This is a genomic window from Microbispora sp. ATCC PTA-5024 (assembly GCF_000511135.2).
In the GTDB taxonomy this organism is placed as follows: domain Bacteria; phylum Actinomycetota; class Actinomycetes; order Streptosporangiales; family Streptosporangiaceae; genus Microbispora; species Microbispora corallina.
In genome coordinates, this window is sequence record NZ_KI866522.1 from 2,477,583 (window position 1) to 2,503,704 (window position 26,122).

Sequence of the window (26,122 nt, forward strand, 5' to 3'; positions counted from 1 at the left end):
CGGCACGGCCCGGACGCGGGCGACGCACCGGCGGCACGGCACGGCCGCGGGCGGCGCACCGGCGGCGCGAAGGGCGGCGGGCGCGGGGAAAATAGCTCGCGTCGCTGACCGGCAGTGCGATTGGCTGTCGGCATGCACCCCGACTTGCGCATGGAGCGCCTCGATCCCGCGAGCCCGAGCGACGGGCTGACCGCCCTGCACGGCATCGTCACGGCGCAGGACCCCGCCGGGCCCGTGATGTCGCCGCGGCACTTCGCGGCGCGGGCAGGGTCGGGGGCGGCGGGCGAGCGCGCGGAGACGTGGGTGGCAAGGGACGGCGGCGAGGTGGTCGGCGGGCACATCGGGCACTACCCGCCCGGCGACAACGGCCATCTCGTGATCCTGCGCCTGGCGGTGCACCCGGGCCGCCTCCGCGAGGGCATCGGCACCTCGCTGCTGGACCACGCGATCGGCCGGGTCCGCGCCGACGGCCGGCGGGTGATCGTGGCCGAGGCGGCGGCCGACGGCCCCGGCTCGGCCTTCGCCAAGGGCCGGGGTTTCGCACTGGCCGGAACGGAGTCGCGGATGGTCCTCGACCTGACCGCCGCCGACTGGTCCGGCCTTGAGCTGCTGCGCGCCCGCGCCGCGCGGTCCGCGCGCGACTACTCCCTCGAACGGTGGACCGGCCCGGCCGGGCCGGACCTGCTCGACGACATGGCCCGGCTGATGAACGGCATGAACGACGAGCCGCTGGGCGACCTCAAGATCGAGGAGCGCCGGTGGAACGGCGACCGGATCCGGGCCATGGAGGAGTCCACGGCGCGGACCGGTCTCACGACGTACACGATGGTCGCCCGGCACACCGCCACCGGCGAGCCGGCGGGCTTCACCCAGCTGCTCGTCGACCCCTGCGAGGGGCGCGGGTGGGCGTGGCAGTCGTCGACGAGCGTGCTGCGGCCGCACCGGGGCCGCCGTCTGGGACTGGTGCTCAAGCTGGCCGCCGTCACCTGGTTCCGCGCCTGCGAGCCCTCGATCGAGCGGGTCGTCACGTGGAACTCCACGGCCAACCCGCACATGCTCGCGATCAACCGGGCGCTGGGCTACGAGGTGCTCGACGGCTGGAACCTGTGGCAGCTGGAGATGTGACCGGGCACGCGCTGTCCCGCTCGCGCGGGAGGAAGCAATCGGCCGTGCGCAGGGCCGGGTCCAGGTCGCTCACCCAGGGAGTGACCGGCGAGGCCAGAGGCGTTCAGGCGTGCGATCGCTTCCTCCACACCCAGTTTAACCAGCACATTTGCCCTCAAACTGGTCACAAGCCGATCCAGGCGGCTCGACCATTCTCTACACGGCCAGCAGCCGGTGCACCTGCTCCCCGCGCAGCTCCTCGGCGGCGCCGGAGTGCGCGACCCGGCCGGCGTCGAGGATCACGAAGCTGTCGGCGAGCCGGAGGGCGAGGTCGAGGTACTGCTCGACGAGCAGCATGGCGAGGCCGGCCGCGTGCAGCCGCTCGATCGCCTCCTCGATCTCGATGATGATGGACGGCTGGATGCCCTCCGTGGGCTCGTCGAGGATCAGCAGCCTCGGCCGGGTGACCAGGGCGCGGGCCATGGCGAGCTGCTGCTGCTGGCCGCCGGACAGGAAGCCCGCCGGCCGTTTGAGCAGCGGCTTCAGCCGGGGGAAGACCTCCAGGGCCTCCTCCAGCGCCGTGGGGTCCCGGTGCGGGGACGCCTCCAGCGTCACCATGAGGTTGTCCATCACGGTCAGCTGGGGGAACGTCTCGTGGCCCTGGGGCACGTAGCCCATGCCGAGCCGCACGCGCTCGTCCGGGCGCAGGCGGGTGACGTCCCTGCCCTCGAACGTCACCGAACCGGCCGTCGCGGGGAGCACGCCCATGATCGTGTTGAGCAGGGTGGTCTTGCCGACGCCGTTGCGGCCCATGACGCAGACGAGGCGGCCCTCGGTCACCTCCAGGGACACCCCGAACAGCACCCGCGCCCTGCCGTACCCCGCCTCGAGCCCCTCAACGGACAGCATCCTCGGCCTCCTCCCGCGCCCGTCCCAGATAGATCTCCTGCACCCGGGGGTCGGCCCTGACCTGCTCCACCGAGCCCTCCATGAGCACGCGGCCCTCGTGCAGGACGGTCACCGTCGAGGCGTACCGCCGCAGGAAGTCCATGTCGTGCTCGACCACGATCACCGTGTGGTCGCGCGCCACCTGGGTGAGCAGCTCGCCGGTCCGGGCGCGCTCGTCCTGCGCCATGCCGGCCACCGGCTCGTCGAGCAGCAGCAGCCGCGGCTCCTGCGCGATCAGCATGCCGATCTCCAGCCACTGCCGCTGGCCGTGAGACAGGATCCCCGCCCTGCTCGACGCCAGCGACTGCAGCCCGGTCGTCTCCAGGGCCCGCTCCACCGCCTCCGAGACGCCGCGGCGGCGCCGCAGCAGCCACCACAGCGGGCGGCGGAACGACGCGGCGAGGTCGAGGTTCTCCAGCACGGTGAGCTCCTCGAACACCACCGACGTCTGGAACGTGCGGCCCACGCCGAGCCGCACGATCTCGTGCTCCCTGCGGCCCACGAGCTCCTCGTCCCCGAACCGCACCGACCCGCCGGTCGGCCGGGTGAGGCCGGTGACGACGTCGATGAGCGTGGTCTTGCCCGCGCCGTTCGGGCCGATGAGGAAGCGCAGCTCCCCCCGGCCGACCGACAGGTCCACCCCGTCGAGCGCCTTGAAGCCGTCGAAGGCCACCTCGAGGCCGGTGACGGCCAGCAGAACGTCCTCGGTCCCCTCGGTCACGCGGCGGCCCTCCTTCGCGTCACGGACCGCCACAGCGTGGCGGCCAGGCCCGTCAGGCCCTTCGGCGCCAGGGTCATGACGAGGATGAACAGGGCGCCCTGCAGGTAGAGCCAGGCCTCGGGCAGCTCCTCGCTGAAGTAGGTCTTGGCGTAGCCCATGACGACGGCGCCGAGCACCGCCCCCGCCAGCGCGTACCGGCCGCCGACGGCGACGCCGACGACCAGTTCGAGCGACGGCACGACGCCGAGCAGCGCCGGCGAGATGATCCCGACGACGGGCACGAAGAGCGCCCCCGCGATGCCCGCCATGCCCGCCGAGATCGCGAACGTCACGGTCTTGACCGCCGCCGGGTCGTAGCCGAGGAAGCGCACCCGGTCCTCGCCGTCCCTGATCGCCAGCAGGAGCCGGCCGAAGCGGCTGCGGACGAGCTGCCGGGCGCCCAGGTAGAGGACCCCGAGCACGGCCGCGACGAGCACGTAGAGGCCGCGCTGCGTCCCGTCGGCCGCGACGTCGTTGCCGAAGAAGTCGAAGAAGTTGGTCAGGCCGTTGGTGCCGCCGGTGAGCCCCTGCTGGCCGACCAGCAGGATCACCAGCGCGGCGGCGAGCGCCTGTGTGAGGATCGCGAAGTACGCGCCCCTGACCCGCTGGCGGAAGACGAGGACGCCGAGCAGCAGCGCCACGGCGACCGGCAGCACGACGACCATGGCCAGCGCGAACACCGGGTTCCCGAACGGCCGCCAGAGCGCGGGCAGGTGGTCCACCCCGCTCCAGACCATGAAGTCGGGCAGGTCGCCGCCCGCGTCGTGCAGCTTGAGGTACATCCCCATCGCGTAGCCGCCGAGCCCGAAGAACACGCCCTGCCCGAGCGTCAGCATCCCGCCCTGCCCCCAGGCGAGGCCGATGCCGAGCGCCACGATCGCGTAGCAGAGGTACTTGGCGAGCAGCCCCAGCCGGAACGGCTCCAGCGCGAGCGGGGCGACCACCAGCATGAGCACGGCGACGGCCGTGAACGCGGCCGGGCCGCGCAGGCGCGCCCAGCGCGCCGGGGCCGGCTCGGCGGGGACGGGACGCGCGGACGGCTCGGCCGGGGCGGCCACCGTGGAGTCCTGGAACGCGGTCATGACAGCGCCCTCGATCGGAGCACGAACAGGCCCTGCGGCCTGACCTGGAGGAACCCGATGATCGCCACGAAGACGATCACCTTGGCGAGGCTGGCGTCGGACCAGAACTCGGCGTAGGAGTTGAGCAGCCCGAGGCCGAGCGCGGCCAGGACTGCGCCCTTGAGCTGGCCCAGGCCGCCGGCCACCACGACGAGGAACGCGTCCACGATGTAGTAGGTGCCGAGCGTGGGCCCGACCGGCCCGATGAGCGTGAGGGCGACCCCGGCGATCCCGGCGAGCCCCGAGCCGATGAAGAACGTCACCTGGTCGACCCGTCCGGTGTTGATGCCGCTGGTCGCGGCGAGCCTGCGGTTCTGCATGACCGCCCGCATCCGCCGGCCCTGCCCGGTCCGCTGCAGGTACGCCCAGATCGCGACGACCGACAGCACGGCGAGCGCCATGATGAACAGCCGGTTGTACGGCAGGATCCCGACGCCTCCGCGCAGCCAGGCCGGCGAGACGACCTGCACGTTCGGCGCCCCGAACAGGTCCCGCGCGGCCTGCTGGAGAACCAGGCTCACCCCCCAGGTGAGCAGCAGCGTGTCGAGCGGCCGTCCGTAGAAGTGCCGAATGAGCAGCCGTTCCAGCACGAGCCCCATCACGCCCGCCACGCCGAACGCGGCCGGCAGGGCGATCAGGAACCCCACGCTCTGCAGCAGATAGGCCGTGTACGCCCCGGCCATGATGAACTCTCCGTGGGCCATGTTGATGACGCCCATCTGGCCGAACGTGAACGTCAGCCCGAGGGCGATCAGCAGCAGGACCGCCCCGATCGACAGCCCGATAGGGAGCTGGTTCAGCACCCCCTCCACGTCGTGCCCTCCTCTCGCCCGCTCCGGTCGCCTGTCGTCGGTGATCGCACCGTCGTCCCCTCCTTGGTCGTGGACTCCGGGCCCGGCCGCCGCGCGGCCGGGCCCGCCCGGGCGGCGCCTCGTCAGACGAGGCCGCCGGCCCAGGAGTACGTCTTCAGGTAGGGGTCGGGCTTGATAGGCTTGCCGGAGTTCCAGACCTCCTTGATCTGGCCGTCCGGCTGGACCACGCCGATCCTGGCCGTCTTGTACACGTGCTGGTTGTCGCCGTCGATCGTCACCTGGCCCTCGGGCCGGGCCAGCGTGACCCCGGCCGCGGCCTTCTTGACCGCCTCGACGTCGGTGCTCCCGGCCTTCTTGACCGCCTCGGCCCACAGGTAGACGGCGTTGTAGCCGGCCTCCATCGGGTCGGAGGTGACCTTGTCGGCGCCGTACTTGGCCTTGAACGCGGCGACGAACTTCTGGTTCTCCGGGGTGTCGGTGGTCTGGTAGTAGTTCCAGGCCACGAGCTGCCCGGCGATGTTGTCGACGCCGATGCCCTTGACCTCCTCCTCGGCCACGGACACCGACATCACGGGCATCTGGTCGGCCGTTACCCCGGCGCTCTTCAGCTGCTTGAAGAAAGCGACGTTGCTGTCGCCGTTCAGCGTGTTGAAGACGGCGTCGGGTTTCGCCTCGATGACCTTGTTGACCAGCGTGCTGTATTCCGTGTGGCCGAGCGGGGTGTACTCCTCACCGAGGATCTGCATTCCGTTGGCCGCGGCGTACGCCTTGATAATCTTGTTCGCGGTCCGGGGGAAGACGTAGTCGCTGCCCACCAGGAACAGTTTCTTCTTCCCCTTTTCCTTGAGATAGTCGAGGCCGGGAACGATCTGCTGGTTCGTCGTCGCGCCCGTGTAGAAGATGTACGGCGAGCTCTCCAGTCCCTCGTACTGCACCGGATACCACAGGAGGGCCTTGCGCTTCTCGAACACGGGCAGCATCGCCTTACGGCTGGCCGAGGTCCAGCCGCCGAAGACGGTCGCGACCCGGTCCTGCGCGATGAGCTTGGTGGCCTTCTCCGCGAACGTCGGCCAGTCGGAGGCGCCGTCCTCGACAACGGGCTCGATCTTCTTGCCCAGCACGCCGCCGGCCGCGTTGATCTCGTCGATCGCCAGGAGTTCGGCGTCCTTCACCGTCACCTCACTGATCGCCATCGTCCCACTCAGCGAGTGGAGAATGCCGACCTTTATCGTGTTTCCGCCTCCCGACGAGGATCCGCCGGCCGTCGTCGGCGATTGCCCGCCGCAGGCCGCCAACGCCGTCGCGAGAACCGCCGCCGCGGTTCCGATACGCCAGGCCGAATTCCGCAATTGCTCCTCCTTGCCTACGGCCCCCGCGCCGATCCGTCTGCCGTCAAGGTGAGCGCGATAGATTTCCCGATAAGATCGGATACGTTAACAACTCATGAGCGAAGCCTCACGTCCGCCCCGATACACGTACGAAATCAGCAGGTAACGCGAGAGAAACGCCGGTTACCTATCGTCCCGCCATGCGGCTCACTCCACACGAACAGGAACGCCTGCTCATTCACGTCGCCGCGGGCGTGGCCCGCGACCGCAAGGAGCGCGGCCTGCGCCTCAACCATCCCGAGGCGACCGCGGTCATCGCGTCCTTTCTGCTGGAGGGCGCCCGGGACGGCCGGACCGTGGCCGACCTGATGGACGCCGGGCGCAAGGTCCTGCGCCGCGAGGACGTCATGGAGGGCGTGCCCGAGATGCTGGAGTCCGTTCAGATCGAGGCCACCTTCCCCGACGGCACCAAGCTCGTCACCGTCCACAACCCGATCGCATGAACCCCGGCGAGATCCTGTACGGCGAGGGGGACGTGCCGCTGAACCCCGGCCGCGAGCGGGTCACACTCCGCGTGGTCAACACCGCCGACCGCCCGGTCCAGGTGGGGTCGCACTACCACTTCGCGGCGGCCAACCCCGGCCTCGAGTTCGACCGCGCGGCCGCGTGGGGCACCCGCCTGGACATCCCGGCCGGCACGGCCGTCCGGTTCGAGCCCGGCGTCGAGCGCGACGTGACGCTCGTGCCGCTGGCGGGGGCGCGGGTCGTGCCGGGCCTGCGCCCGGAGTGGGCCGGCCCGGTCGACGCGGGACCGCCGGAGGGAAGCCGGGCCCCCGGTGCCGCCGGAGGTGGGGAATGACGGGCATCGAGCGCTCCCGCTACGCGGCGCTGTACGGCCCGACGGCCGGCGACCGGGTCCGCCTGGCCGACACCGACCTGTTCATCGAGGTTACCGAGGACCTGTCCATGGGGCCGGTCGGGGCGGGCGACGAGGCCGTGTTCGGCGGCGGCAAGGTGATCCGCGAGTCGATGGGCCAGGCCCGCACCACCCGGGCCGAGGGCGCCGCCGACCTCGTGATCACAGGCGCGGTGATCCTCGACCACTGGGGGGTGGTCAAGGCCGACATCGGCGTGCGCGACGGCCGCATCGTCGCCATCGGCAAGGCCGGCAACCCCGACACGATGGACGGCGTCCACCCCGATCTGGTCATCGGCCCGTCGACCGAGATCCTGTCCGGCAACGGGAAGATCGTCACGGCCGGCGCGGTCGACTCCCACGTCCACCTGATCTGTCCCCAGATCCTCGATGAGGCCCTCGCGTCCGGCGTGACCACGATCGTCGGCGGCGGGACCGGGCCGGCCGAGGGCACGAAGGCCACCACCGTCACCGGGACCTGGTATCTGGGCCGGATGCTGGAGTCCCTGGACGCGTACCCGGTCAACGTGGCCCTGCTCGGAAAGGGCAACACGGTCAGCGAGGAGGGGCTGCTCGAACAGCTCAGGGCGGGCGCCTCCGGCTTCAAGCTGCACGAGGACTGGGGCACCACCCCCGCCGCCATCGACGCCTGCCTGCGCGTGTGCGACGCCACGGGCGTCCAGGTGGCCATCCACACCGACACGCTGAACGAGGCCGGGTTCGTGGAGTCCACGCTGGCGGCCATCGCGGGCCGGGGCATCCACGCCTACCACACCGAGGGCGCCGGGGGCGGCCACGCGCCCGACATCATCACGGTGGCCTCGCACGCCAACGTGCTGCCGTCGTCCACGAACCCGACCCGGCCGCACACCGTCAACACCCACCACGAGCACCTGGACATGCTCATGGTGTGCCATCACCTCAACCCGTCGATCCCGGAGGACCTGGCGTTCGCCGAGTCCCGCATCCGGCCCTCGACGATGGCGGCGGAGGACGTGCTGCACGACATCGGCGCGATCTCGATGATCGGGTCGGACTCGCAGGCCATGGGCCGCGTGGGCGAGACCGTCATCCGCACCTGGCAGACGGCCCACGTCATGAAGCGGCGGAGGGGCGCCCTGCCGGGCGACGGCGCCTACCCGGCCGACAACCTCCGCGCCCGCCGCTACGTGGCCAAGTACACGATCAACCCGGCCGTCGCCCACGGGCTCGACGGGGAGATCGGGTCGGTCGAGGTGGGCAAGCTCGCCGACCTGGTGCTGTGGAGCCCGGCGTTCTTCGGGGTGAAGCCCGACCTCGTCGTCAAGGGCGGCGTCATCGCCTACGCCCAGATGGGCGACGCCAACGCCTCGATCCCGACGCCCCAGCCGGTGCTGCCCCGGCCCATGTTCGGCGCGGCGCCGGTGACCGCCGCGGCCACGTCGGTGCACTTCGTCGCCCCGGTGGCGGTGGAGGACGGCCTGGCCGGCCGCCTCGCCGTGGCACGCCGGCTCGTGCCGGTCGCCGACGTGCGGGCCCGCCGCAAGGACGCGATGCCGCTGAACGACGCGCTGCCCGACATCCGGGTGGACCCCGACACCTTCGCCGTACGGGTCGACGGGGAGCTGATCGAGCCCGCCCCGGCCGAGGAGTTGCCGATGGCGCAGCGGTACTTCCTCTTCTGAGCGGGCGCATGACACCAGGAACGGCGCGGGAGGAGACAGCCTGATGCACGACAGGTCGTACGGGGACGGCCACGCGCACGGCGGGACGCCGGGGGACGCGGCGCTCCTCCTGCTCGCCGACTCCCGGCTGCCCGCCGGAGGCCACGCCCATTCGGGCGGCGCCGAGGAGGCGGTGCGGCTGGGCACGATCACGGGCCCGGAGGACCTGGCGCGGTTCCTCCGGGGCCGGCTCGCCACCACGGGGCTCGTCGCCGCCGCCCTCGCCGCCGCGGCCTGCGAGCTCGCCGCCACCGCGCGTCCGCCGGGCGGCGGCGAGGGCGAGCAGCCTCAGCGGCGCGGTCGCGGGCATCTCGTCCAGACGCGGCCGGGCGAGGACGCCGATGACGCCGATGACGCCGAGGATCCGGCCGAGCCGTGGCGGCGGCTCGACGCGGAGGCCGACGCGCGCACCGCGTCGCCCGCGCAGCGGCAGGCCGCCCGCACCCAGGGCCGGCTCCTGCTGCGCACGGCCCGGCGGATGTGGCCGTCCCCGGTCCTCGACGCTCTCGCCGCCGCCGTTCCGGAGGGGCCGCACCATCCGATCGCGCTGGGCGCCGCGGCGGCCTCGGCGGGCTGCGAGCCGTACCAGGCGGCGCTCGCGGCCGCGTACTCCTCGGTGACGGGCCCGGCCACCGCCGCTGTGCGGCTGCTCGGGCTCGACCCGGTCACCGTGCACCGGCTGCTCGCCGACCTCGCCCCGGCGCTCAACGACGCCGCGCACGCCGCCTGCGCGTCCCTGATGGACGCCGTGGTGATGGACGCGGGGGTAGTGGACACGGCGCTCGGGGACACGGGGCGTGGGGAGGCGGACGCCGGCGATCCGTTCACCGCCGATCCCCTGGGCCCGGACTTCCCGGCCGGGCCGAGGGGGTCGGGCTGGCCGGCGCTGCCCGGCCACGCCGCACCGATGCTCGACCTCCTCGCGGAGGGCCATCTGAAGAACGCGATGAAGCTGTTCGTCTCCTGACGTCCCGAGCCGGCCGACGGCTCCCGAGCAAAGGACAGGTCCACCATATGGGTGCTCACCACGACGACCTCCACGACGCCGCGGAACCGCACGGTCGCGCGCTCCGCCTCGGCATCGGCGGGCCGGTCGGCAGCGGCAAGACCGCCCTCGTGGCGGCCCTGTGCCGCAGCCTCGGCCCCTCGATGCGGCTGGGGGTCGTGACGAACGACATCTACACGACCGAGGACGCCGACTTCCTGCGCCGCGCCGGGGTGATCGACCCCGAGCGCATCCTCGCCGTCCAGACCGGGTGCTGCCCCCACACGGCGATCCGGGACGACATCGCGGCCAACCTCGACGCGGTCGAGACGCTGGAGGAGCGGTTCGGCCCGCTCGACCTGGTGATCGTGGAGAGCGGGGGCGACAACCTCACCGCCACGTTCAGCCGCGGCCTCGCCGACCGGCAGATCTTCGTCCTCGACGTGTCCGGCGGCGACAAGGTGCCCCGCAAGGGCGGCCCCGGGGTCACCTCCGCCGACCTCCTCGTGATCAACAAGACCGACCTCGCGCCGATGGTGGGCGCCGACCTGACCGTGATGTCCCGCGACGCGGCGGCCGTACGGGAGACGAAGCCGGTGCTGTTCACCTCCATCCGGGAGGACAGGGGCGCCCACTCGGTCGCCGAATGGGTCACGGCCATGGTGGGGGCCTGGCAGCACGACCACGGCGAGCCGGGGCGTCCCCACTCCCACGAGCACGTGCCGTCCGCCCCCGCCTCCTGACCGCCGTGGCACGACCGGACCCGGTCCCCGCCTCGGGAGTGGCGGCGCGGGCGCTGATCAGGACCGCGGCCGCCCCGGGCGGGGGCACGGTGCTGGAGACGATGCGCTCCGACCCCCCGCTCACCCTCCGCAGGACCGGGCCGGAACGCGTCCACCTCGTCTCGACCGGGGCCGGCCCGCTCGGGGGCGACCGGCTGGCCCTGGACGTCGACGTCGCCGCGGGCACGTCGCTGGAGGTCCGCTCCGTCGGGGCGACGCTCGTCCTGCCCGGCGCCGTGCCGGGCCACTCCGTCATGGTCGTGCGCGCCCGCGTCGCGGAGGGCGCGGCGCTGCGCTTCTCCCCCGAGCCGACCGTGCTCGCCGCCGGGTGCGACCACCGCCTGGTCGTACGGCTCTCGCTCGCGCCGGGCGCGACCGTGTTCTGGCGCGAGGAGATCGTCTTCGGACGGCACGGGGAGCGGCCCGGCCGCTGCCACACCCGGATCGACGTCACCGTGGCCGGGCGCCCACTGCTCCGGCAGGACCTGCTCGTGGGGGACGCCGCGGTCGACGGCAGCCCCGCCGTGTACGGCGACGCCCGCTGCGTGGGCTCGACGCTGCTGGCCGGGCCGGGCTTCGCCCCTCCGGCGCCGGGCGACGGGAAGGACGAACGGGTGGCCGCCCTGGGGGACGGCTGGGCGGCGCTCCCGCTCGCCGGGCCGGGCGTGCTGGCCTCGGCCGTCGCCGATGACGCCGTACGGCTACGTGAGAGGCTCGAGCGGGCCGAGGAGGCCGCGCTCCACATGACGGTCTAGCAGCGCGTGGATGATCCCCCCCGATGACCCGGCGCGGGGAGGGCCGGGAAGCGCTGATCGCGGAACACCTCGACGAGGTCACCGGCGCACGGCAGGATCGGAGCATGACGCACTTCCTCATCTCCTTCCCCAGCAGCGCCATGGTGATCTCGGAGGAGGACTTTCCCGACGTGGTACGCGACTCCCACGCCGTCATCCAGGAGGCCAAGGACGCCGGCGTGTACGTCTTCGGCGGCGGGATAGACGAAGACGTCGACCCCGTCCTCGTGGCCGGTGACGGCACGGTGACGGAGGGCACCTATCCGCAGACCACACAGATGAACGGCGGGTACACCATCCTGGACCTGCCCTCCCGCGAGGCGGCGCTGGAGTGGGCGCAGAAGATCGCGGCCTCCTGCCGCTGCTCGCAGGAGGTCCGGGCGTTCCAGTACGACCCGCTCTCCTGACGGCATTCGGCGGTCCCGCCCGGGTGAGGAGTCAGGAGAAAAGGGGCGCGCCGGGCCGCATGCGGCGTCTTACCGGCGGCGCGCCGTAGCCTGGTGATCGTGCCGGAACTCACCCCGCCGCTCCACGGAACCCCCGGCGGCAGGAGCGCCTGCAGCGTCCTGCTGGCCGTCGGCGTGATCGTCACGGGCCTCGCGCTGGCCGTCACCGCGCTGCTGCCCTGGGCGGGCGTCACGGCGGAGGTCAGCGTGCTGGACGCCGAGCTGACCCACGCCGTGCGGGGCGTGGACGCCGGTTCCGGCTGGTTCGTCATGGGCGCCGGGATCGCGGCCATGCTGCTCGGGGTGCTCGGCGCCGTGCGCAACTGGCTGTTCACGGGCTTCGCCATCCTGCCCGGGGCCGTGGCGGCCTTCGCGCTGGCGATGTTCCTGACCGACCCGCAGGACCTGGCCGGGCGGCTCGCCTTCCGCATCCCCGGGGTCGTGAGCGTGCACCCCTCGATCCAGTACGGCTGGTTCGCCGGCCTGCTGTCCTCGATCGCGGTGGCGGTCCTGGCCGCCGCCGCGTTCCTCCGCCGCCGGTGACTGACCAGCCGCGGGACCTGTGTCAGTCGTAGAAGCCGAGGCGGCGCAGCTGCTTGGGGTCGCGCTGCCACTCCTTGGCGACCTTGACCCGCAGGTCCAGGTAGACCCGGGTGCCGAGCAGCGCCTCGATCTGCTGCCGGGCGCGGCTGCCGACGTCCTTGAGCCGGGCGCCGCCGGGGCCGATCACGATGGCCTTCTGCGACGGCCGCTCGACGTACATGAACGCGTAGACGTCGAGCAGGTCGTCGCGGCCCTCCCGGGGGGCCATCTCCTCCACGACCACGGCGATCGAGTGGGGCAGCTCGTCGCGGACGCCCTCCAGCGCGGCCTCCCGGATCAGCTCGGCGACCAGCACCTGCTCCGGCTCGTCGGTCAGCTCGCCCCCCGCGTACAGGGGCGGCGACTCCGGCAGGCGCGCGATGAGCTGGTCGGCGAGCACGTCGAGCTGCTCGCCGCTCTCGGCCGACACCGGGACGATCTCCTCGAAGGAGGCGAGCGCGGACACGGCGAGCAGCTGCCCGGCGATCTGCTCCCGGGTGGCCAGGTCGCACTTCGTCACGACGGCCACGACCGGCGTCTTCTTCACGGCGGCGAGCTTGTCCACGATGAACCGGTCGCCCTTGCCGATCGGCTCGTTCGCCGGGACGCAGAAGCCGATCACGTCGACCTCCGTGAGCGTGGACAGCACGAGGCTGTCGAGCCGCTCGCCCAGCAGCGTACGGGGGCGGTGGAAGCCGGGCGTGTCGACGATCACCAGCTGGGCCTCCGGCCGGTGGACGATGCCGCGCACGGCCCTGCGGGTGGTCTGGGGCTTGGAGGAGGTGATGGCGACCTTGGTGCCGACCAGGGCGTTCATCAGCGTCGACTTGCCGACGTTCGGCCTGCCCACGAAGCAGGCGAACCCGGCGCGGAAATCGGGGCTCACGTCAGATGTACCGGCCCTTCACGGTGCCGTCGGGGGCGGCCAGGAACAGCGTCCCGTTGCCCATGTCCTCCACGACCGCGAGGTCCTTCTCGTCGGGGTCGTCGGCGTCGCCGACGATCGCCGCCGCCTCCAGGGACGACGCGCCGCCGGACACCGCCATCGCGACCGCGACCTGCAGGGCGGTCAGCTGCAGCGAGGGGAGCGCGACCCCGGTCGCGGCGTACGTCCGGCCGGTCTCGTCGCGCACCGCGGCCCCCTCGGCGGAGCCGTTGCGGGCGCGGGCCGAGCGGGCCAGCGTGATGATCTTCTGATCCTCGGGGTCGAGCGCATGTGTCACGGCTCAAGGGTACCGACCTCGCGGGCCAGCACATCTGCCAGCGCCCGGGTAAGACGGGCGTCCGGAGGGGTGAGCCCGGCGTGCACGACCGCGACGAGCGCGTGCCCGGCGCGAAGCACCACGAACTGCATCTCGTACGGGTAGCCGCCGACCCGGCCGACGAGCCTGCGGGCGGCCGACTCGTCCCCGACGGGAGGCATCGGCAGGTCGGCGGCGGCCAGGCTGTCGGCCTCCGCCGGGGTGTCTCGGTCGACGGCGGCGCAGCCGTCCATGGCCTCGCGCAGCTCCTCGAACGGCCCGGACGCCTCGCCCCCCTCGTAGGTGGCCAGGCCGACCCCGGCCAGCTCCCCCACGTGCGCGCCCTCGAACGTCGCGGCCGTCGTGCCGGCGAGGCCCTCGCGCGGGGGCCGGCCGGACACGGCGTCGAAGACGGCCCGGCAGTCGTGCCCGTGCGGGCGGAACGGCGGCCGCCACGGGGACCGCACATGGGCCGACAGGCCCTCGGGCAGCCTGTCGAGCGCCGACAGCAGCGTGCGCAGCTCGACGGCCTGGGCGGTCGCCCGGGCCGAGGCGTACGTCGGCAGGCCCGCGCCGCAGGCCCCCGTCGCCGTGAGCAGGCCGCCCGCGACCGCGGCGCGGACGAGCCGCGAACCCGCGCACCGCATGCCGGTCATCCGCATCCCACCCCTCGCCCCCACAGCCGCGCGAGCGGCCGGGCGGACACTCTCCGTCGAGCGTCCGTTGCCGAGGGTTGTCCTTCCCTTGGGCGGCGCACGGCAATCACGTGCCATGACCGAGCGGTACGCGCCCCAATCAATACGGGCTCTCACCCGGATGGTGAGAGCCCGTACCGACCACAGTTCCCCCAAGAGAGCGACCGGCGCGCCGCGAACCCCTCCCGGCGCCCCGGACTCCCCTTCCAGCGCCCCGAACCCCTCCCGGGCGCCGGTTCAACAGTGGCCTCCCGCACTTGCAGAACACTTGAAGGTGGCTTGCACACGCCCCGCCGCGGCCGCCCAAGGAGCCTCCAACCGGCGGCGGCCAGCATGCCGGGATGACCAGCGAACTCGAGCGGCGCCTGGACAGGATCCTCGTCCGGGGCACGCTCATGCACCTCGCCACCCTGCGGCCCGACGGCTCGCCCTCGATGTGCACGCTCGGGTACCAGGCGACCTTCTCCCCCGACCGGCTCTACTTCGTGTCCGGTCCGGACCTCCCCCACGCCCGCGACCTGCGGTCCGACAGCCGGGTCGCCGGATGTGTCGTGGCCGACGGCTTCGAGGTCGTCGCGTTCACCGCCGCGGCGCGGGAGCTTCCCCCCGGGTCCCCCGCGCCCCGGCCCGTACGGCTGTCGCCGGGCGAGCGGCTGTACCGCCTCGACGTCACCGAATGGGTGCTGCTCGAACGGGGGCCGGGGGCGGACGTCGTCCGCAGGGTGGTGCCGGCGCGCCCCTGACCCTCGGTCACTCCGGCTCCCCGACGGCCGCCAGCCCCCGCCGCGCCGCCTCCGCCCACACCGGGGCGTCCACCCGCCCGGCCACCTGCAGCGCGACGCGGTACCGCCCGGCCGCCTCGCCGGGCCGTCCGAGGAAGACCGCGAGGTCGCCGAGCACCTGCGCGACCGGCCACAGCGGCAGCAGCCCGGTGCCCTGCGTCACCGGGTCCTCCGGGTACGGCGCGAGCGCGTCGTACGCCTCCTCGGCCCGCTCCTTGTCGCCGATCGCGACGCCCAGCAGCCCGCGCACGACCAGGAAGAACCGGGCGTAGTAGTCGGGCCTGATCCTCGCGGGCCGCCCGGCCGCCCGCCGGGCCTCCTCCGTGCGGCCGGCCGCCGCCAGGGCGAGCGCGTACGGCTCGGCGGCCACGTCCCAGTAGCGCGCCACGACCTCGGCCTCCGCGACCAGTCCGGCGACGTCGCCGCGCAGCAGGGCCAGGCAGTACCGGGACATGTACGACAGGCCCACCTCGAAACGCCATGCCCCCACCCGCGCGTGCGCCCGGGCGCCCTCCCGGTAGAGCCGCTCGGCCTCGGCGTACTCGCCGGCGACGGCCCGCCGGTAGGCCCGGTAGAACGTCACCAGCGAGCCCGGCATGGTCATGTCGTACCGCTCCGCCAGCCGCCCGCCCTCGCCGGCGTGCAGGTCGGCCCGCGCCCAGTCGAGGCCGCCGGTCGCCTGCTGCATGAGGATCAGGTGGGCCACCACCTCGGCGATCGCCAGCCTGTGCTCCCTGGCCAGGTCGAGCAGCTCGGTCCCGTACCGCCGCCGTTCGGCCAGTCCGCCGTCCCTGAAGGTGTGGAGGATGCGGGCGTTGAGGGCCTTCGCCACGGCCTCGGGGTCGCCCAGCCGCCCGGCCATGTCCAGAGCCTCGGCCGCCGCCCCCGCGCCCCGCTCCGTCTCCTCCCCCTCCAGCTCGAAGGCGAGCGAGGTGAGCAGCGCGCACCGGGCGGCGCCGTCGCCCGGCGGCAGCGCGGCCAGGGCCTCCTCGATCACCCGGACGACCTCGAGCGAGACCACGCCGTAGTCCCGTGTGCTCCACAGGGCGGGCGCGTCGAAGGCGCCGACCACCCGCGCCGTCAGCTCGGGGTCCCCCTGCGGCACGGCCAGCGCGATCGCCCGCTCCCGCATCTCGCGGGCCGCGGCCAGCTCGTTGCCCAGGGCGAGGGCGCGGACCCGCCGCATGATCAACTCCAGGTCCTCGCGGCCGCCCAGCTCGATCGCCCGTCCCCACAGCGCCGCCGCCTCCCGGTAGGCGAAGCGCAGCTCGGCCCGCTCGGCCGCCAGCGCGGCGTAGTGGGCCGCCCGGGCCGGCTCCCCGCCGGACGCGTAGTGGTGCGCCAGCGCCGCCACCTCGTCGGGGCGGAGCCGTTCGAGCGCCGCGGCGACCCGGGCGTGGACGCGGGCCTGCCGCAGGCGCGACATGTCGTCGTACAGGGTGTCGCGGACGAGGGCGTGCGCGAACCGGAGGCCGCCGTCCTCGGGCTCGACGAGCAGCCCGGCCATGAGCGCGGCCTCGACGGCCTCGACGACCGCCTCGTCCCCGCCGCCGTTGACCGACGCGAGCACGTCGACGTCGACGTCCCTCCCGATCACGGCCGCCTCGCGCAGCACGGTCCGCGCGGGCACCGGCAGACGGCCGAACCGGCGGCGCAGCACGTCCCGCACGCCCGCCGGGACGACGGACGCCGCCGTCTCCTCGCCCTCCGCGGCGATCAGCCGGGCGGTCTCGCGGAGGAAGAAGGGGTTGCCGCCCGTCCTGTCGGCGACGGCCGCCGCCGTGGCCGGCGAGACCTCGGCCCCGGACACCTCGGCCAGCAGGGCCGCCGCCGCCTCCCGGCCGACACCGCCCAGGGAGATCCGCAGCGGCTCGTGGCGGGCGAGCGCGGCGGCGGTCTCGGCCAGCCGGCCGGACTCCTCCTCCCGCGCCGTCCCGGCCACGACCACCGGCGCGCCGGCGAGGTCGGCGGCGAGGTGGACCAGCACGGCCAGCGTCTCGTCGTCGGCCCGGTGCAGGTCGTCCAGGACCAGCAGCAGCGGGGCAGGTCGCGCCGCCTCCGCGAGGTACGCCGCGAGGGCCCGGCGCAGCCGGAACCGCTCCGCCGTCAGGTCTGCCTCGGACGGCTGGTCGTGCCCCGCCGCGTCGTCGAGCAGCCGCTGGATCCGCGGGGCGAGGGCGTCGCGCGGGGGCACGGCCGCCGTCAGCGTGCGCAGGATCTCCGCCCAGGCCCATCCGGGTGGGGCGCCGCCCGTCTCCGGGCACCGTCCCACCGCGACCCGCCAGCCCTGTTCGGCCCGCCGGACGGCCGCCGCCTCGACGAGCGCCGACTTGCCCATCCCCGCCTCGCCCGTGACCAGCGCGATCCCCCGGGGGAAGGCGAGCAGCCGGGCCAGCTCCTCCTCCCGCCCGAAGAGCCGTTCCCGGGCCGCGGGCTCGGCTGCGATCCGTCCGCTCTCGCGCGCCGCCGGACTCCGCTCCTGTGGGCTCCCCTGCCCCGTGTCCTCCCATGCGAGCGGCCCGGAGCCCGGGGCGGCCGCGCCGGGGCCGTCGGCGCCGCGCACGGCGCGATCCCGCGCCGCCTCGTGAATGTCCGCTTGGTCGTCCGCGGGCGCGGCGAGGGGCGCGGCGGCGGGGAGCGGGCGGAGGTCGAGCGTGGGCGACTGGGCGAGGATGTCCGCCTCCAGCCGCTGCAGGGCCGGCCCCGGATCGACGCCCAGTTCCTCCGCGAGCACCCCCCGCGCCTCCCTCAACGCGACGAGCGCGTCCCCCTGCCGGCCCTGCCGGTACAGGGCGAGCGCGAGCAGCCGCCAGGCCTCCTCCCGCAGCGGGTGGCCGGCGAGGAGGCCGCGCAGGTCGGCGACGACCGGTCCGGGCGCGCCGAGGGCCAGCGCGGCCTCGGCGCGCTGCTCGGCCGCCGTGGCGCGCAACTCCTCCAGGCGGCCGATCTCCGTGCTCGCCCACTCGGCCGTCGCGAACTCCGCGTACGCCGGGCCCCGCCACAGGGCCAGCGCCTCGTCGAGCAGGCGCAGCGCCGCCCGGGGATCGCCCTCGGCCGCCGCCCGGGCGCCCCGGCGGACCAGCTCGTCGAACCGCCAGGCGTCCACGTCCTCGCTGCGCAGCGCGTAGCCCGGCGGCACGGTGACCAGGACGCGGGCGGGCGTGCGCGCGGTCCGCTCAGGCTCCAGCGCCCGGCGCAGGTTGGAGACGTACGCCTGGACCGAGGCGAGCGCGCTCGGCGGCGGCTGCTCGTGCCACAGGTCGTCGATCATGCGCTCGACCGGGACGACCTGCCCGCCGGCCACGAGCAGGCGCGCGAGGACCGATCGCTGCCGCGGTCCCCCGAGGTCGACCGGCCCGTTCGCGCCGATCGCGTGAAACGCTCCAAGCACCCGGAAGATCGCCATGACCGGTCAGCTTACATATCCGGAAATGTCACAACCAGACATTCGGATCAGCGCGAATCGATCATCGCCGGCCGGGTGGTCACTCGTGGTCGGCGGCGGCGCCCACGACCTCGTCGTCCGCGGCGGACGGCTCCAAGCGGCGCACCACGACCGTGCTGATGCGGTTGCGGCGGCCCGCGAGGTTCTCCGCGGTCAGCCGCAGGCCCGCGATCGTCGCCTCCGACCCGGCGATCGGCACGCGGCCGAGCGCGTGGGCCAGCAGGCCGCCGACCGTGTCGACGTCGTCGACCTCGATCTCGGTGCCGAACAGCTCGGCCAGCTCGTCGATCGGCAGGCGGGCGGTCACCCGCGCCGCGCCGTCGTCGAGCCACTCGACCCGGGGGGCCTCCTGGTCGTACTCGTCGGCGATCTCCCCGACGATCTCCTCGATCACGTCCTCGATCGTCACCAGGCCGGCCGTGCCGCCGTACTCGTCGATGACGATGGCGAGGTGGATCTGCCGGGCCTGCATCTCGCGCAGCAACTCGTCGATGGGCTTGCTCTCCGGCACGTACGTCGCGGGGCGCATGAGCTCGTCGATCCTGGCCGTCGAGTCGCCGGTGTCCTGCATCCGCCGGACGATGTCCTTGAGGTAGGCGATGCCGACGACGTCGTCCTCGTTCTCCCCGGCCACCGGGATGCGGGAGAACCCGCTGCGCAGGGCCAGCGAGAGCGCCTGGCTGAGGTTCTTGCCGCGCTCGATGAAGACCATGTCGGTCCTGGGCACCATGACCTCGCGGACCAGCGTATCGCCGAGCTCGAAGACCGAGTGGATCATCTCCCGCTCGTCCGGCTCGATCACCCTGCGCTGCTCGGCCAGGTCGACCAGGTCGCGCAGCTCGGCCTCCGACGTGAACGGCCCCTCCCGGAAGCCCCGCCCGGGCGTGAGCGCGTTGCCCAGCAGGATCAGCAGCTTGGGCAGCGGGCCGAAGATGCGGGTCAGGCCGTACACGACGGGCGCGCCGGCCAGGGCGATCGGCTCCGCGTGCTGGCGGCCGAGCGTGCGCGGCGAGACGCCCACGATCACGTAGCTGACCAGGATCATGACGACGGCCGCCGCGGCGTACGCCCGGCCGCGGTCGCCCAGCCAGTCGATGAACAGCAGCGTCGTGATGACGGTGGCGACGAGCTCGCAGCTCAGCCGCAGCAGGAGCAGCAGGTTGAGGTAGCGCGGCGGGTCGGCGACGATCGCCTGGAGCCGCCCGGCGCCCCGCCTGCCCTCCTTGACGAACTCCTCGGCCCGCACTCGCGAGATCCGGGTGAGGGCCGTCTCCGCGCTCGCCAGCAGGCCGCCGACCCCGATCAGGACGACGGCGGACAGCAGCCAGCCGTTGTTCACGGCTTCCGCCGTACCTCCCGCCAGGCCTCGAGGAGCTGGTCCTGCAGGCCGAACATCTCGGCGTGCTCCTCGGGCTCGGCGTGGTCGTAGCCCAGCAGGTGGAGGATGCCGTGCGTGCACAGCAGCTCCAGCTCGTCCTGCGGGCTGTGCCCGGCGTCGGCCGCCTGCTTGGCCGCGACCTGCGGGCAGAGCACGACGTCGCCGAGCAGCGCCGGGTCCGGGGAGGGGTCCTCCTCGCGGCCGCCGCTGTTGGGCCGCAGCTCGTCCATGGGGAACGCCAGCACGTCGGTCGGGCCCGGCTCGCCCATCCACTGCTCGTGCAGCTCGGCCATGGCCGCCTCGTCGATCACCAGGATCGACAGCTCGGCCAGCGGGTTGACGCCCATCCGGCCGAGCACCAGCCCGGCCAGCTCGACCAGCGCCGACTCGTCGACCGCGACGCCGGACTCGTTGGCCACCTCGATGCTCACGGGGTCTCCTCACCCGTACGGGGCCGCCCGCTCATCGCCGGCCCCGCTGGCGCTTGGCGATCGCGCGCGGCTCGGACGCCATGGCGGCGTCGTAGCGGCCGTACGCGTCGACGATGTCGCTGACCAGCTTGTGACGGACCACGTCGGCGCTGGTGAGACGGCTGAAGTGGATGTCCTCGATGCCTTCGAGGATGTTCTGGACGACCTTGAGGCCGCTCTCCTGGCCGCCGGGAAGGTCGATCTGGGTCACGTCACCGGTGACCACGATCTTCGAGTTGAACCCCAGGCGGGTGAGGAACATCTTCATCTGCTCGGGCGAGGTGTTCTGCGCCTCGTCGAGGATGATGAAGGCGTCGTTCAGGGTGCGCCCGCGCATGTACGCCAGCGGCGCGACCTCGATCGTCCCGGCGGCCATGAGGCGGGGGATCGAGTCGGGGTCGAGCATGTCGTGCAGCGCGTCGTACAGGGGGCGCAGGTACGGGTCGATCTTCTCGTAGAGCGTGCCGGGCAGGAACCCGAGCCGCTCGCCGGCCTCCACCGCGGGGCGGGTGAGGATGATCCGGTTGACCCGCTTGTTCTGCAGGGCCTTCACGGCCTTGGCCATGGCGAGGTAGGTCTTGCCGGTGCCCGCCGGGCCGATGCCGAAGACGATGGTGTGCCGGTCGATCGCGTCGACGTACCGCTTCTGGTTGAGGGTCTTGGGACGGATCGTGCGGCCGCGGGCCGACAGGATGTCCAGCGAGAGGACCTCGGCCGGACGGTCGCCGCCGGTCATCCGCAGCATCGAGATGCTGCGCTCCACGGCGTCGGGGGTGAGCTCGGCGCCCGAGCCGACCAGCTCGACCAGCTCCTCGAACAGGCGCACGACGACGCCGCTCTCCTCAGGGCTGCCCGTGATGGTGATCTCGTTGCCGCGAACGTGGATGTCGGCGTCGAAGGCGTTCTCGATGACCCGGAGAAGCTCGTCACGCGAGCCGAGGAGGCTGACCATGGACTGCCCCTCGGGGATGACTACCTTGGCCTGGGTCCTGTGGGTGTGTACTGACTCGGACATGGGCGGCCGTTACGGCCCTGATCGCCTCCCTTTGATTCCCTCTAATGCTAGCCGCTCAGCCCGGAGGCCAGGTGAGGCTCCGGCCGCCGATGACGTGCGCGTGGACGTGGAAGACGGTCTGCCCCGCCCCGGGGCCCGTGTTGAGGACCACCCGGTATCCCGTGTCCGCCACACCCTCCTGCACGGCCACCGCGTGGCAGGCCTTGAGCAGGTCGTCGGCGAGGCCGTCGTCGGCCGCCGCGAGGGCGGCCGCGTTCTCGTGGTGGGCCTTCGGCACGACGAGGACGTGGGTGGGGGCCTGCGGGTTGATGTCGCGGAAGGCCAGCGCCCGGCCGGCCTCCAGGACGATGTCCGCGGGCACCTCCTTGGCCACGATCTTGCAGAACAGGCAGTCGGTCACGTGCGAAAGACTAGCCGTTGCCGATCGGTGATGACGGTAAAGATCCCGCGGGCTAATGTGAGTGTGCGACACTGCACCAGAAACCACCCCTAGTGCCGGGCGAGGACACCACTGGGTCATGCCCCCTAATGATTCGGAAGAACGTAAACCCCCCGGGAATGACGAGCGTCCTATTGATGTGACCACCGAGACCCTCGTGGCCGACAGGTCGTTGGGGACGGTGCCCGTCGGGTGGGATGCCGACATGGCCGTGACGGCGCTCTACAGCGCCCACTATCGGTCATTGGTGCGTCTCGCGGTGCTGCTGGTGCGCGATGTGGCCAGCGCGGAGGAAGTCGTTCAGGACGCGTTCGTCGCCATTCACGGCGCCTGGCGCAGGCTGAGGGACACCGACAAGGCACTGGCCTACCTTCGCCAGTCGGTCGTCAACCGATCCCGTTCGGTGCTGCGTCATCGCGCGGTCGTCGAGAAGTACGCGCCGAAGGGGCTGCCGGACGCGCCGAGCGCCGAGAACGGCGCCATCGGCGAGCTGGAGCGGTCGGCCGTCATCGAGGCGCTGCGCAGCCTGCCCACCCGGCAGCGCGAGGCGCTGGTGCTGCGATACTACGGCGACCTGTCCGAGGCCGAGATCGCGCACGCGATGGGGATCAGCAAGGGCGCGGTGAAGAGTCACACGGCCCGCGGCATGGCCGCACTACGCATGGCACTGGAGCAGTTCTCATGACCTTCCCGCCCGACGACGAGTACGGCGACCTGCTGCGCCGTGCCTTGCGCGCGGAGGCGGACTCGGTCGTGCCGTCTCCCGAAGGATTGGAGATCATCCGCACGCGCATCGAGAACCGGGGACTGCGCGGCCTGCGGAACGTGATGTGGTGGCGCGTCGGCGCCTCCGTGGCCGGGGCCGTCCTGGTCGCGGGCACGGTCGTCATGCTCGTCCCCGACCTGCGCACCCAGGTGGCCGAGTCCACCGGCATCTCGCAGGTGGGAGCCGACGGCAACCAGCAGCCCGACACCTCCTCGATCCAGCGTCCCCCGGCGCCCGGGGCGACGCACCAGATCGTCGTCCCCACCACCGGGGCGACGCACGGGACTCAGCACCCGACGCCGCCCCCCACGCACAGGGCCGGGGCGAGCCCCAAGCCCACACCGAGCAGGTCCGACCCCTGCGCCACGCCCGCCCCGAGCGCCGGGGTGGTCGAGCCGGAGACGACGAACGGCCCCTCCTGCGCGCCCGCGCAGACCCCGCCGCCGTCGTCCCAGCCGCCCACGTCCACCGCGACCCCGTCGGCTCCGGCGAGCGCGACCGTCACGCCGACGCCCTCGCCGTCCCCGACGGCGAGCGACTCGGTGGCGCCCGACGCGGCCTCCACGCCTGCGTCCTAGAGACCGCCGGGCGCGACCGTCACGCCGACGCCCTCGCCGTCCCCGCCGAGCCCTGCCGGTCTGCGGGGTGTGGGCTACCAGCGGCCGCAGCGGGCCAGAAGCACGGCCGCGGCTGCGACGCCCGCGGTCGAGGTCCGCAGCACGGTCGGCCCCAGCAGGGCCGGTACGGCTCCCGCGTCCCGGAAGCCCGCGATCTCGTCGTCGGCGATCCCGCCCTCGGGGCCGACCACGACGACGACGTCCCCCGGCTCGCCGGCCTTCGGCGGCGTGAGCCCGCTGAGCGGCTCGGCGGCCTCCTCGTGCAGGACGACGGCGAGCGCGGCGCCGGAGATCAGCTCCCGCACCCGGGCCGTGCCGGCCTGCTCGGTCACCTCCGGCAGGTGGAAGCGGCGGGCCTGCTTGGCGGCCTCCCGGGCGGCGCTCCGCCAGCGGGCGAGCGACTTGGCCGCCCGGTCGCCCTTCCACTGCGTCACGCAGCGCGCCGCGGCCCACGGGACGATCACGTCCACCCCGGCCTCGGTCATCATCTCGACCGCGAGCTCGCCCCGCTCGCCCTTGGGCAGCCCCTGCACCACCACCAGGCGCGGCCGCGGGGCCTCCACCTCGTAGCGGCGCAGCACCCGGGCCGTCAGGGCGTCCCTGCCGGCGGTCGCCACCTCGCACTCGGCGACCCGGCCCGCGCCGTCCGTCAGGTCGACGCGCTCGCCGGGCCGCAGCCGCCGGACGGCCGCCGCGTGCCGGCCCTCCGGGCCGTCGAGGACGACCGGATCGGCCGCGAGGGCGGCCGCGCCGGCCAGGAACACGGGAACGCTCATGACTTCTCCTCACCCGGGCCCGCCGGCCCGGGGCCCGCGCGTGGGTCAGCGGCCGTTGAAGGCGTCGCGGAGCCGCGAGAAGAAGCCCTGCTGGCCGGGGGAGAACTTCCCGGGCGGGCGCTCCTCCCCGCGCAGCTTGGCGAGCTCCTTGAGCAGCTCCTCCTGCGGCGGGTCGAGCTTGGTCGGCGTCTCGACGTTCACGTGGATGAGCAGGTCGCCCCGGCCGTTCTCGTTGAGGCGCTGGACGCCCTTGCCGTACAGGGGGATGACCTGGCCGGCCTGCGTGCCCGGGCGCACGTCGATGTCCTCGGGCCCGTCGAGCGTCTCGATCGAGATCGAGGTGCCCAGGGCGGCCGCCGTCATCGGGATGTGCACGGTGCAGTGGAGGTCGTCGCCGCGCCGCTCGAAGATCGCGTGGGGCCGCTCGACGATCTCGAGGAACAGGTCCCCCGGAGGGCCGCCGCCGGGGCCGATCTCGCCCTCGCCCGCGAGCTGGATGTGGGTGCCGTCCTCGACTCCGGCCGGGATCCGCACCTTGATCGTGCGGCGGGTCCTGACCCGGCCCTCGCCGGAGCACTCCATGCAGGGGTGGCGGATGACGCTGCCGTACCCGCCGCACTGGGGGCACGGCCGGGAGGTCATGACCTGGCCGAGGAACGAGCGGGTGACCTGGGAGACCTCGCCGCGGCCGTGGCACATGTCGCAGGTGTCGGGGTGGGTGCCGGCGGCGGCCCCGGAACCCTGGCAGACCTCGCACAGGACGGCGGTGTCCACGACGATCTCCCGCGTGGTGCCGAACGCGGCCTCCGACAGGTCGAGCTCGACCCGGATGGTGGCGTTGCGCCCCCGCCGCGCGCGGGAGCGCGGGCCGCGGGCCGTCCCGGCCGAGCCGAAGAAGGCGTCCATGATGTCGCTGAACGGGAAGCCCGCGCCGAACCCGCCGGCCCCGGCGCCCGCGCCGCCGCCGAAGGGGTCGGCCCCGAGGTCGTACATCCGGCGCTTGCTCGCGTCGGACAGCACCTCGTACGCCTGGGTGATCTCCTTGAACCGCTCCTGGGTCTCCGGGTCGGGGTTGACGTCCGGGTGCAGCTCCCGGGCGAGGCGGCGGTACGCCTTCTTGATCTCTTCCTGGCTCGCGTCGCGACGCACGCCGAGAGTCGCGTAGTAGTCGTTGGACACTTATGACCCCGCCAGGATCTGGCCGACGTAACGCGCCACCGCGCGGACCGCACCCATCGTCACCGGATAGTCCATTCGTGTCGGGCCCAGCACTCCGAGCCGGGCCAGTTCCTTGTCGCCCGAACCGTACCCCGCGGCGACGATGGACGTGCCGCGGAGGCCGCTGTAGGGGTTCTCCGAGCCGATCCTTACGGTGAGCTCGGACATGCCGTGGGTCTCTCCCAGCAGGCGGATGAGCACGACCTGCTCCTCCAGCGCCTCGAGCACGTCGCGCAGCCCCACGCTGAAGTCGGCGGCCGCGAGGTTGGCCGTGCCGCCGAAGACGATCTTCTCCTCGTGCCGCTCGACGAGCGTCTCCAGCAGGACGGACAGGATCGTCGCGGCCACCTGCCGGTCCTCCGGCGGCAGCCGGTCGGGGACGTCGGCCACGGTCTCCGGCACGCTGGACAGGCCGCAGCCGTCCAGGCAGCCGTTGAGGATGCCGCGCAGGTTCGCGATGCGCTCGTCGCCCACCTCCTCGGGCAGGTCGACGACGCGCTGCTCGACCCGGCCGGTGTTGGTGATCAGCACGAGCATCACCCGGCGGGCCGCCAGCGGGACGATCTCCACGTGGCGCACCGACGACCTGGTCAGCGAGGGGTACTGCACGACCGCGACCTGGCGGGTGAGCTGCGCGAGCAGCCGCACGGTCCGCATGACGATCTCGTCGAGATCCACGGCCCCGGCCAGGAAGGTCTCGATCGCCCGCCGCTCCGCGCCCGACATCGGCTTGATCTGGGAGAGCCGGTCGACGAACAGGCGGTACCCCTTGTCGGTCGGCACCCGGCCCGCGCTGGTGTGGGGCTGGGCGATGTACCCCTGCTCCTCCAGCGCCGCCATGTCGTTGCGGATGGTGGCGGGCGAGACGCCGAGGTTGTGCCTGTCGGCGAGGGCCTTGGAGCCCACCGGCTCGTTGGTGGACACGTAGTCCTCGACGATGGCGCGCAGAACGGCGAGCTTGCGGTCGTCGAGCAAGGTGTCACCTCCTGTGCTTGGGAA

28 protein-coding genes are annotated in these 26,122 nt (G+C 73.3%); 12 read left to right on the forward strand and 16 right to left on the reverse strand.

Annotated elements, in window-relative coordinates; all coding sequences use genetic code 11:
* Window positions 1–132: 132 nt before the first annotated feature.
* Window positions 133–1,125: a GNAT family N-acetyltransferase gene (locus tag MPTA5024_RS11225; protein ID WP_157099378.1), complete on the forward strand. Its 993-nt coding sequence runs from the start codon at window positions 133–135 to the stop codon at window positions 1,123–1,125.
* A gap of 195 nt (window positions 1,126–1,320) precedes the next feature.
* Here the strand turns inward: MPTA5024_RS11225 and urtE are convergent, their stop codons facing one another.
* The 5 genes from urtE to urtA all read right to left on the reverse strand — a co-directional run bounded on the left by urtE (window position 1,321) and on the right by urtA (window position 6,094).
* Window positions 1,321–2,013 carry an urea ABC transporter ATP-binding subunit UrtE gene (urtE, locus tag MPTA5024_RS11230; RefSeq protein ID WP_036322264.1) on the reverse strand — a complete coding sequence of 231 codons (693 nt, stop codon included), beginning with the start codon at window positions 2,011–2,013 and terminating at the stop codon, window positions 1,321–1,323.
* Window positions 2,000–2,773, reverse strand: coding sequence for an urea ABC transporter ATP-binding protein UrtD (gene urtD / locus MPTA5024_RS11235; protein WP_051458092.1), 774 nt, complete (start codon window positions 2,771–2,773; stop codon window positions 2,000–2,002). Before urtD ends, urtE begins: the two co-directional genes overlap by 14 nt.
* Window positions 2,770–3,894 (reverse strand): urea ABC transporter permease subunit UrtC, encoded by a 1,125-nt coding sequence (gene urtC / locus MPTA5024_RS11240; RefSeq protein WP_051457935.1) that lies wholly within the window; start codon window positions 3,892–3,894, stop codon window positions 2,770–2,772. Before urtC ends, urtD begins: the two co-directional genes overlap by 4 nt.
* Window positions 3,891–4,745: an urea ABC transporter permease subunit UrtB gene (gene urtB / locus MPTA5024_RS11245; protein ID WP_036322266.1), complete on the reverse strand. Its 855-nt coding sequence runs from the start codon at window positions 4,743–4,745 to the stop codon at window positions 3,891–3,893. The genes urtC and urtB overlap by 4 nt, the downstream gene beginning before the upstream one ends.
* Window positions 4,746–4,867: 122 nt before the next feature.
* Window positions 4,868–6,094, reverse strand: a complete 1,227-nt coding sequence (urtA, locus tag MPTA5024_RS11250) for an urea ABC transporter substrate-binding protein (RefSeq protein WP_036322268.1) — start codon at window positions 6,092–6,094, stop codon at window positions 4,868–4,870.
* Window positions 6,095–6,273: 179 nt separating this feature from the next.
* Between urtA and MPTA5024_RS11255 the strand changes: the two genes are divergently transcribed.
* From MPTA5024_RS11255 to MPTA5024_RS11290, 8 genes are all read left to right on the forward strand, one after another.
* Window positions 6,274–6,576 (forward strand): urease subunit gamma, encoded by a 303-nt coding sequence (locus MPTA5024_RS11255; RefSeq protein ID WP_036322270.1) that lies wholly within the window; start codon window positions 6,274–6,276, stop codon window positions 6,574–6,576.
* A complete protein-coding gene (locus tag MPTA5024_RS11260) occupies window positions 6,573–6,932 on the forward strand; it encodes an urease subunit beta (protein ID WP_036322272.1) in 360 nt (119 codons plus the stop codon). The genes MPTA5024_RS11255 and MPTA5024_RS11260 overlap by 4 nt, the downstream gene beginning before the upstream one ends.
* Window positions 6,929–8,653, forward strand: coding sequence for an urease subunit alpha (locus tag MPTA5024_RS11265; protein ID WP_036322275.1), 1,725 nt, complete (start codon window positions 6,929–6,931; stop codon window positions 8,651–8,653). The genes MPTA5024_RS11260 and MPTA5024_RS11265 overlap by 4 nt, the downstream gene beginning before the upstream one ends.
* A gap of 43 nt (window positions 8,654–8,696) precedes the next feature.
* Window positions 8,697–9,659: an urease accessory protein UreF gene (locus MPTA5024_RS11270; protein ID WP_051457936.1), complete on the forward strand. Its 963-nt coding sequence runs from the start codon at window positions 8,697–8,699 to the stop codon at window positions 9,657–9,659.
* 47 nt (window positions 9,660–9,706) lie between these two features.
* Window positions 9,707–10,420, forward strand: a complete 714-nt coding sequence (ureG, locus tag MPTA5024_RS11275) for an urease accessory protein UreG (RefSeq protein WP_051457937.1) — start codon at window positions 9,707–9,709, stop codon at window positions 10,418–10,420.
* Window positions 10,421–10,425: 5 nt separating this feature from the next.
* Window positions 10,426–11,214 carry an urease accessory protein UreD gene (locus MPTA5024_RS11280; RefSeq protein ID WP_036322276.1) on the forward strand — a complete coding sequence of 263 codons (789 nt, stop codon included), beginning with the start codon at window positions 10,426–10,428 and terminating at the stop codon, window positions 11,212–11,214.
* Window positions 11,215–11,237: 23 nt separating this feature from the next.
* A complete protein-coding gene (locus MPTA5024_RS11285; RefSeq protein ID WP_198167040.1) occupies window positions 11,238–11,660 on the forward strand; it encodes a YciI family protein in 423 nt (140 codons plus the stop codon).
* Window positions 11,661–11,759: 99 nt separating this feature from the next.
* Window positions 11,760–12,242 (forward strand): hypothetical protein, encoded by a 483-nt coding sequence (locus tag MPTA5024_RS11290; RefSeq protein WP_157099379.1) that lies wholly within the window; start codon window positions 11,760–11,762, stop codon window positions 12,240–12,242.
* 22 nt (window positions 12,243–12,264) lie between these two features.
* On the opposite strand, the gene era is transcribed toward MPTA5024_RS11290, so the two are convergent.
* The 3 genes from era to MPTA5024_RS11305 are packed head-to-tail and all read right to left on the reverse strand — an operon-like array spanning window position 12,265 to window position 14,178.
* Complete coding sequence (gene era / locus MPTA5024_RS11295; RefSeq protein WP_036322280.1) at window positions 12,265–13,167, reverse strand: GTPase Era; 903 nt, start codon at window positions 13,165–13,167, stop codon at window positions 12,265–12,267.
* A 1-nt stretch (window position 13,168) separates the two neighbouring features.
* The gene (locus tag MPTA5024_RS11300; RefSeq protein ID WP_036322283.1) at window positions 13,169–13,504 is read right to left on the reverse strand and encodes a cytidine deaminase; all 336 of its coding nucleotides are present in this window, start codon (window positions 13,502–13,504) and stop codon (window positions 13,169–13,171) included.
* Entirely contained in the window at window positions 13,501–14,178 is a 678-nt protein-coding gene (locus tag MPTA5024_RS11305) for a hypothetical protein (RefSeq protein WP_157099380.1), read from the reverse strand. Before MPTA5024_RS11305 ends, MPTA5024_RS11300 begins: the two co-directional genes overlap by 4 nt.
* Window positions 14,179–14,558: 380 nt before the next feature.
* On the opposite strand from MPTA5024_RS11305, the gene MPTA5024_RS11310 reads away from it, so the two are divergent.
* The gene (locus MPTA5024_RS11310) at window positions 14,559–14,960 is read left to right on the forward strand and encodes a pyridoxamine 5'-phosphate oxidase family protein (RefSeq protein WP_051457939.1); all 402 of its coding nucleotides are present in this window, start codon (window positions 14,559–14,561) and stop codon (window positions 14,958–14,960) included.
* Between the two features lie 7 nt (window positions 14,961–14,967).
* Here MPTA5024_RS11310 and MPTA5024_RS11315 read toward each other — a convergent pair whose 3' ends face one another.
* The 5 genes from MPTA5024_RS11315 to MPTA5024_RS11335 all read right to left on the reverse strand — a co-directional run bounded on the left by MPTA5024_RS11315 (window position 14,968) and on the right by MPTA5024_RS11335 (window position 21,707).
* On the reverse strand, window positions 14,968–18,405 hold the full coding sequence (locus tag MPTA5024_RS11315; RefSeq protein ID WP_036322287.1) for an AfsR/SARP family transcriptional regulator: 3,438 nt from the start codon (window positions 18,403–18,405) through the stop codon (window positions 14,968–14,970).
* Between the two features lie 79 nt (window positions 18,406–18,484).
* Complete coding sequence (locus MPTA5024_RS11320) at window positions 18,485–19,783, reverse strand: hemolysin family protein (RefSeq protein ID WP_036322288.1); 1,299 nt, start codon at window positions 19,781–19,783, stop codon at window positions 18,485–18,487.
* Window positions 19,780–20,253 (reverse strand): rRNA maturation RNase YbeY, encoded by a 474-nt coding sequence (ybeY, locus tag MPTA5024_RS11325; protein ID WP_036322289.1) that lies wholly within the window; start codon window positions 20,251–20,253, stop codon window positions 19,780–19,782. The genes MPTA5024_RS11320 and ybeY overlap by 4 nt, the downstream gene beginning before the upstream one ends.
* A gap of 31 nt (window positions 20,254–20,284) precedes the next feature.
* Window positions 20,285–21,307 carry a PhoH family protein gene (locus tag MPTA5024_RS11330; RefSeq protein WP_036322290.1) on the reverse strand — a complete coding sequence of 341 codons (1,023 nt, stop codon included), beginning with the start codon at window positions 21,305–21,307 and terminating at the stop codon, window positions 20,285–20,287.
* A gap of 55 nt (window positions 21,308–21,362) precedes the next feature.
* The gene (locus tag MPTA5024_RS11335; protein WP_036322291.1) at window positions 21,363–21,707 is read right to left on the reverse strand and encodes an HIT domain-containing protein; all 345 of its coding nucleotides are present in this window, start codon (window positions 21,705–21,707) and stop codon (window positions 21,363–21,365) included.
* A gap of 244 nt (window positions 21,708–21,951) precedes the next feature.
* On the opposite strand from MPTA5024_RS11335, the gene MPTA5024_RS11340 reads away from it, so the two are divergent.
* Both MPTA5024_RS11340 and MPTA5024_RS11345 read left to right on the forward strand, forming a co-directional pair.
* A complete protein-coding gene (locus MPTA5024_RS11340) occupies window positions 21,952–22,431 on the forward strand; it encodes a SigE family RNA polymerase sigma factor (RefSeq protein WP_051458094.1) in 480 nt (159 codons plus the stop codon).
* The gene (locus MPTA5024_RS11345) at window positions 22,428–23,090 is read left to right on the forward strand and encodes a hypothetical protein (protein ID WP_051457940.1); all 663 of its coding nucleotides are present in this window, start codon (window positions 22,428–22,430) and stop codon (window positions 23,088–23,090) included. Before MPTA5024_RS11340 ends, MPTA5024_RS11345 begins: the two co-directional genes overlap by 4 nt.
* A gap of 74 nt (window positions 23,091–23,164) precedes the next feature.
* On the opposite strand, the gene MPTA5024_RS11350 is transcribed toward MPTA5024_RS11345, so the two are convergent.
* Genes MPTA5024_RS11350 through hrcA form a run of 3 tightly spaced genes read right to left on the reverse strand, consistent with a single transcriptional unit; the run spans window position 23,165 to window position 26,098 of the window.
* Window positions 23,165–23,905 carry a 16S rRNA (uracil(1498)-N(3))-methyltransferase gene (locus MPTA5024_RS11350; RefSeq protein ID WP_036322293.1) on the reverse strand — a complete coding sequence of 247 codons (741 nt, stop codon included), beginning with the start codon at window positions 23,903–23,905 and terminating at the stop codon, window positions 23,165–23,167.
* 45 nt (window positions 23,906–23,950) lie between these two features.
* Window positions 23,951–25,084 carry a molecular chaperone DnaJ gene (gene dnaJ, locus MPTA5024_RS11355; RefSeq protein ID WP_036322294.1) on the reverse strand — a complete coding sequence of 378 codons (1,134 nt, stop codon included), beginning with the start codon at window positions 25,082–25,084 and terminating at the stop codon, window positions 23,951–23,953.
* Window positions 25,085–26,098 (reverse strand): heat-inducible transcriptional repressor HrcA, encoded by a 1,014-nt coding sequence (gene hrcA, locus MPTA5024_RS11360; RefSeq protein WP_036322295.1) that lies wholly within the window; start codon window positions 26,096–26,098, stop codon window positions 25,085–25,087.
* Window positions 26,099–26,122 lie beyond the last annotated feature (24 nt).

Coding starts and splice junctions, on each gene's coding strand:
- MPTA5024_RS11225 (WP_157099378.1), top strand. CDS start 133: ATGCACCCCGACTTGCGCATGGAGCGCCTCGATCCCGCGAGCCCGAGC.
- urtE (WP_036322264.1), bottom strand. CDS start 2,013: ATGCTGTCCGTTGAGGGGCTCGAGGCGGGGTACGGCAGGGCGCGGGTG.
- urtC (WP_051457935.1), bottom strand. CDS start 3,894: ATGACCGCGTTCCAGGACTCCACGGTGGCCGCCCCGGCCGAGCCGTCC.
- MPTA5024_RS11255 (WP_036322270.1), top strand. CDS start 6,274: ATGCGGCTCACTCCACACGAACAGGAACGCCTGCTCATTCACGTCGCC.
- MPTA5024_RS11260 (WP_036322272.1), top strand. CDS start 6,573: ATGAACCCCGGCGAGATCCTGTACGGCGAGGGGGACGTGCCGCTGAAC.
- MPTA5024_RS11265 (WP_036322275.1), top strand. CDS start 6,929: ATGACGGGCATCGAGCGCTCCCGCTACGCGGCGCTGTACGGCCCGACG.
- MPTA5024_RS11270 (WP_051457936.1), top strand. CDS start 8,697: ATGCACGACAGGTCGTACGGGGACGGCCACGCGCACGGCGGGACGCCG.
- ureG (WP_051457937.1), top strand. CDS start 9,707: ATGGGTGCTCACCACGACGACCTCCACGACGCCGCGGAACCGCACGGT.
- MPTA5024_RS11285 (WP_198167040.1), top strand. CDS start 11,238: ATGACCCGGCGCGGGGAGGGCCGGGAAGCGCTGATCGCGGAACACCTC.
- MPTA5024_RS11305 (WP_157099380.1), bottom strand. CDS start 14,178: ATGACCGGCATGCGGTGCGCGGGTTCGCGGCTCGTCCGCGCCGCGGTC.
- MPTA5024_RS11310 (WP_051457939.1), top strand. CDS start 14,559: ATGACCAGCGAACTCGAGCGGCGCCTGGACAGGATCCTCGTCCGGGGC.
- MPTA5024_RS11315 (WP_036322287.1), bottom strand. CDS start 18,405: ATGGCGATCTTCCGGGTGCTTGGAGCGTTTCACGCGATCGGCGCGAAC.
- MPTA5024_RS11330 (WP_036322290.1), bottom strand. CDS start 21,307: ATGTCCGAGTCAGTACACACCCACAGGACCCAGGCCAAGGTAGTCATC.
- MPTA5024_RS11340 (WP_051458094.1), top strand. CDS start 21,952: ATGGCCGTGACGGCGCTCTACAGCGCCCACTATCGGTCATTGGTGCGT.
- MPTA5024_RS11345 (WP_051457940.1), top strand. CDS start 22,428: ATGACCTTCCCGCCCGACGACGAGTACGGCGACCTGCTGCGCCGTGCC.
- MPTA5024_RS11350 (WP_036322293.1), bottom strand. CDS start 23,905: ATGAGCGTTCCCGTGTTCCTGGCCGGCGCGGCCGCCCTCGCGGCCGAT.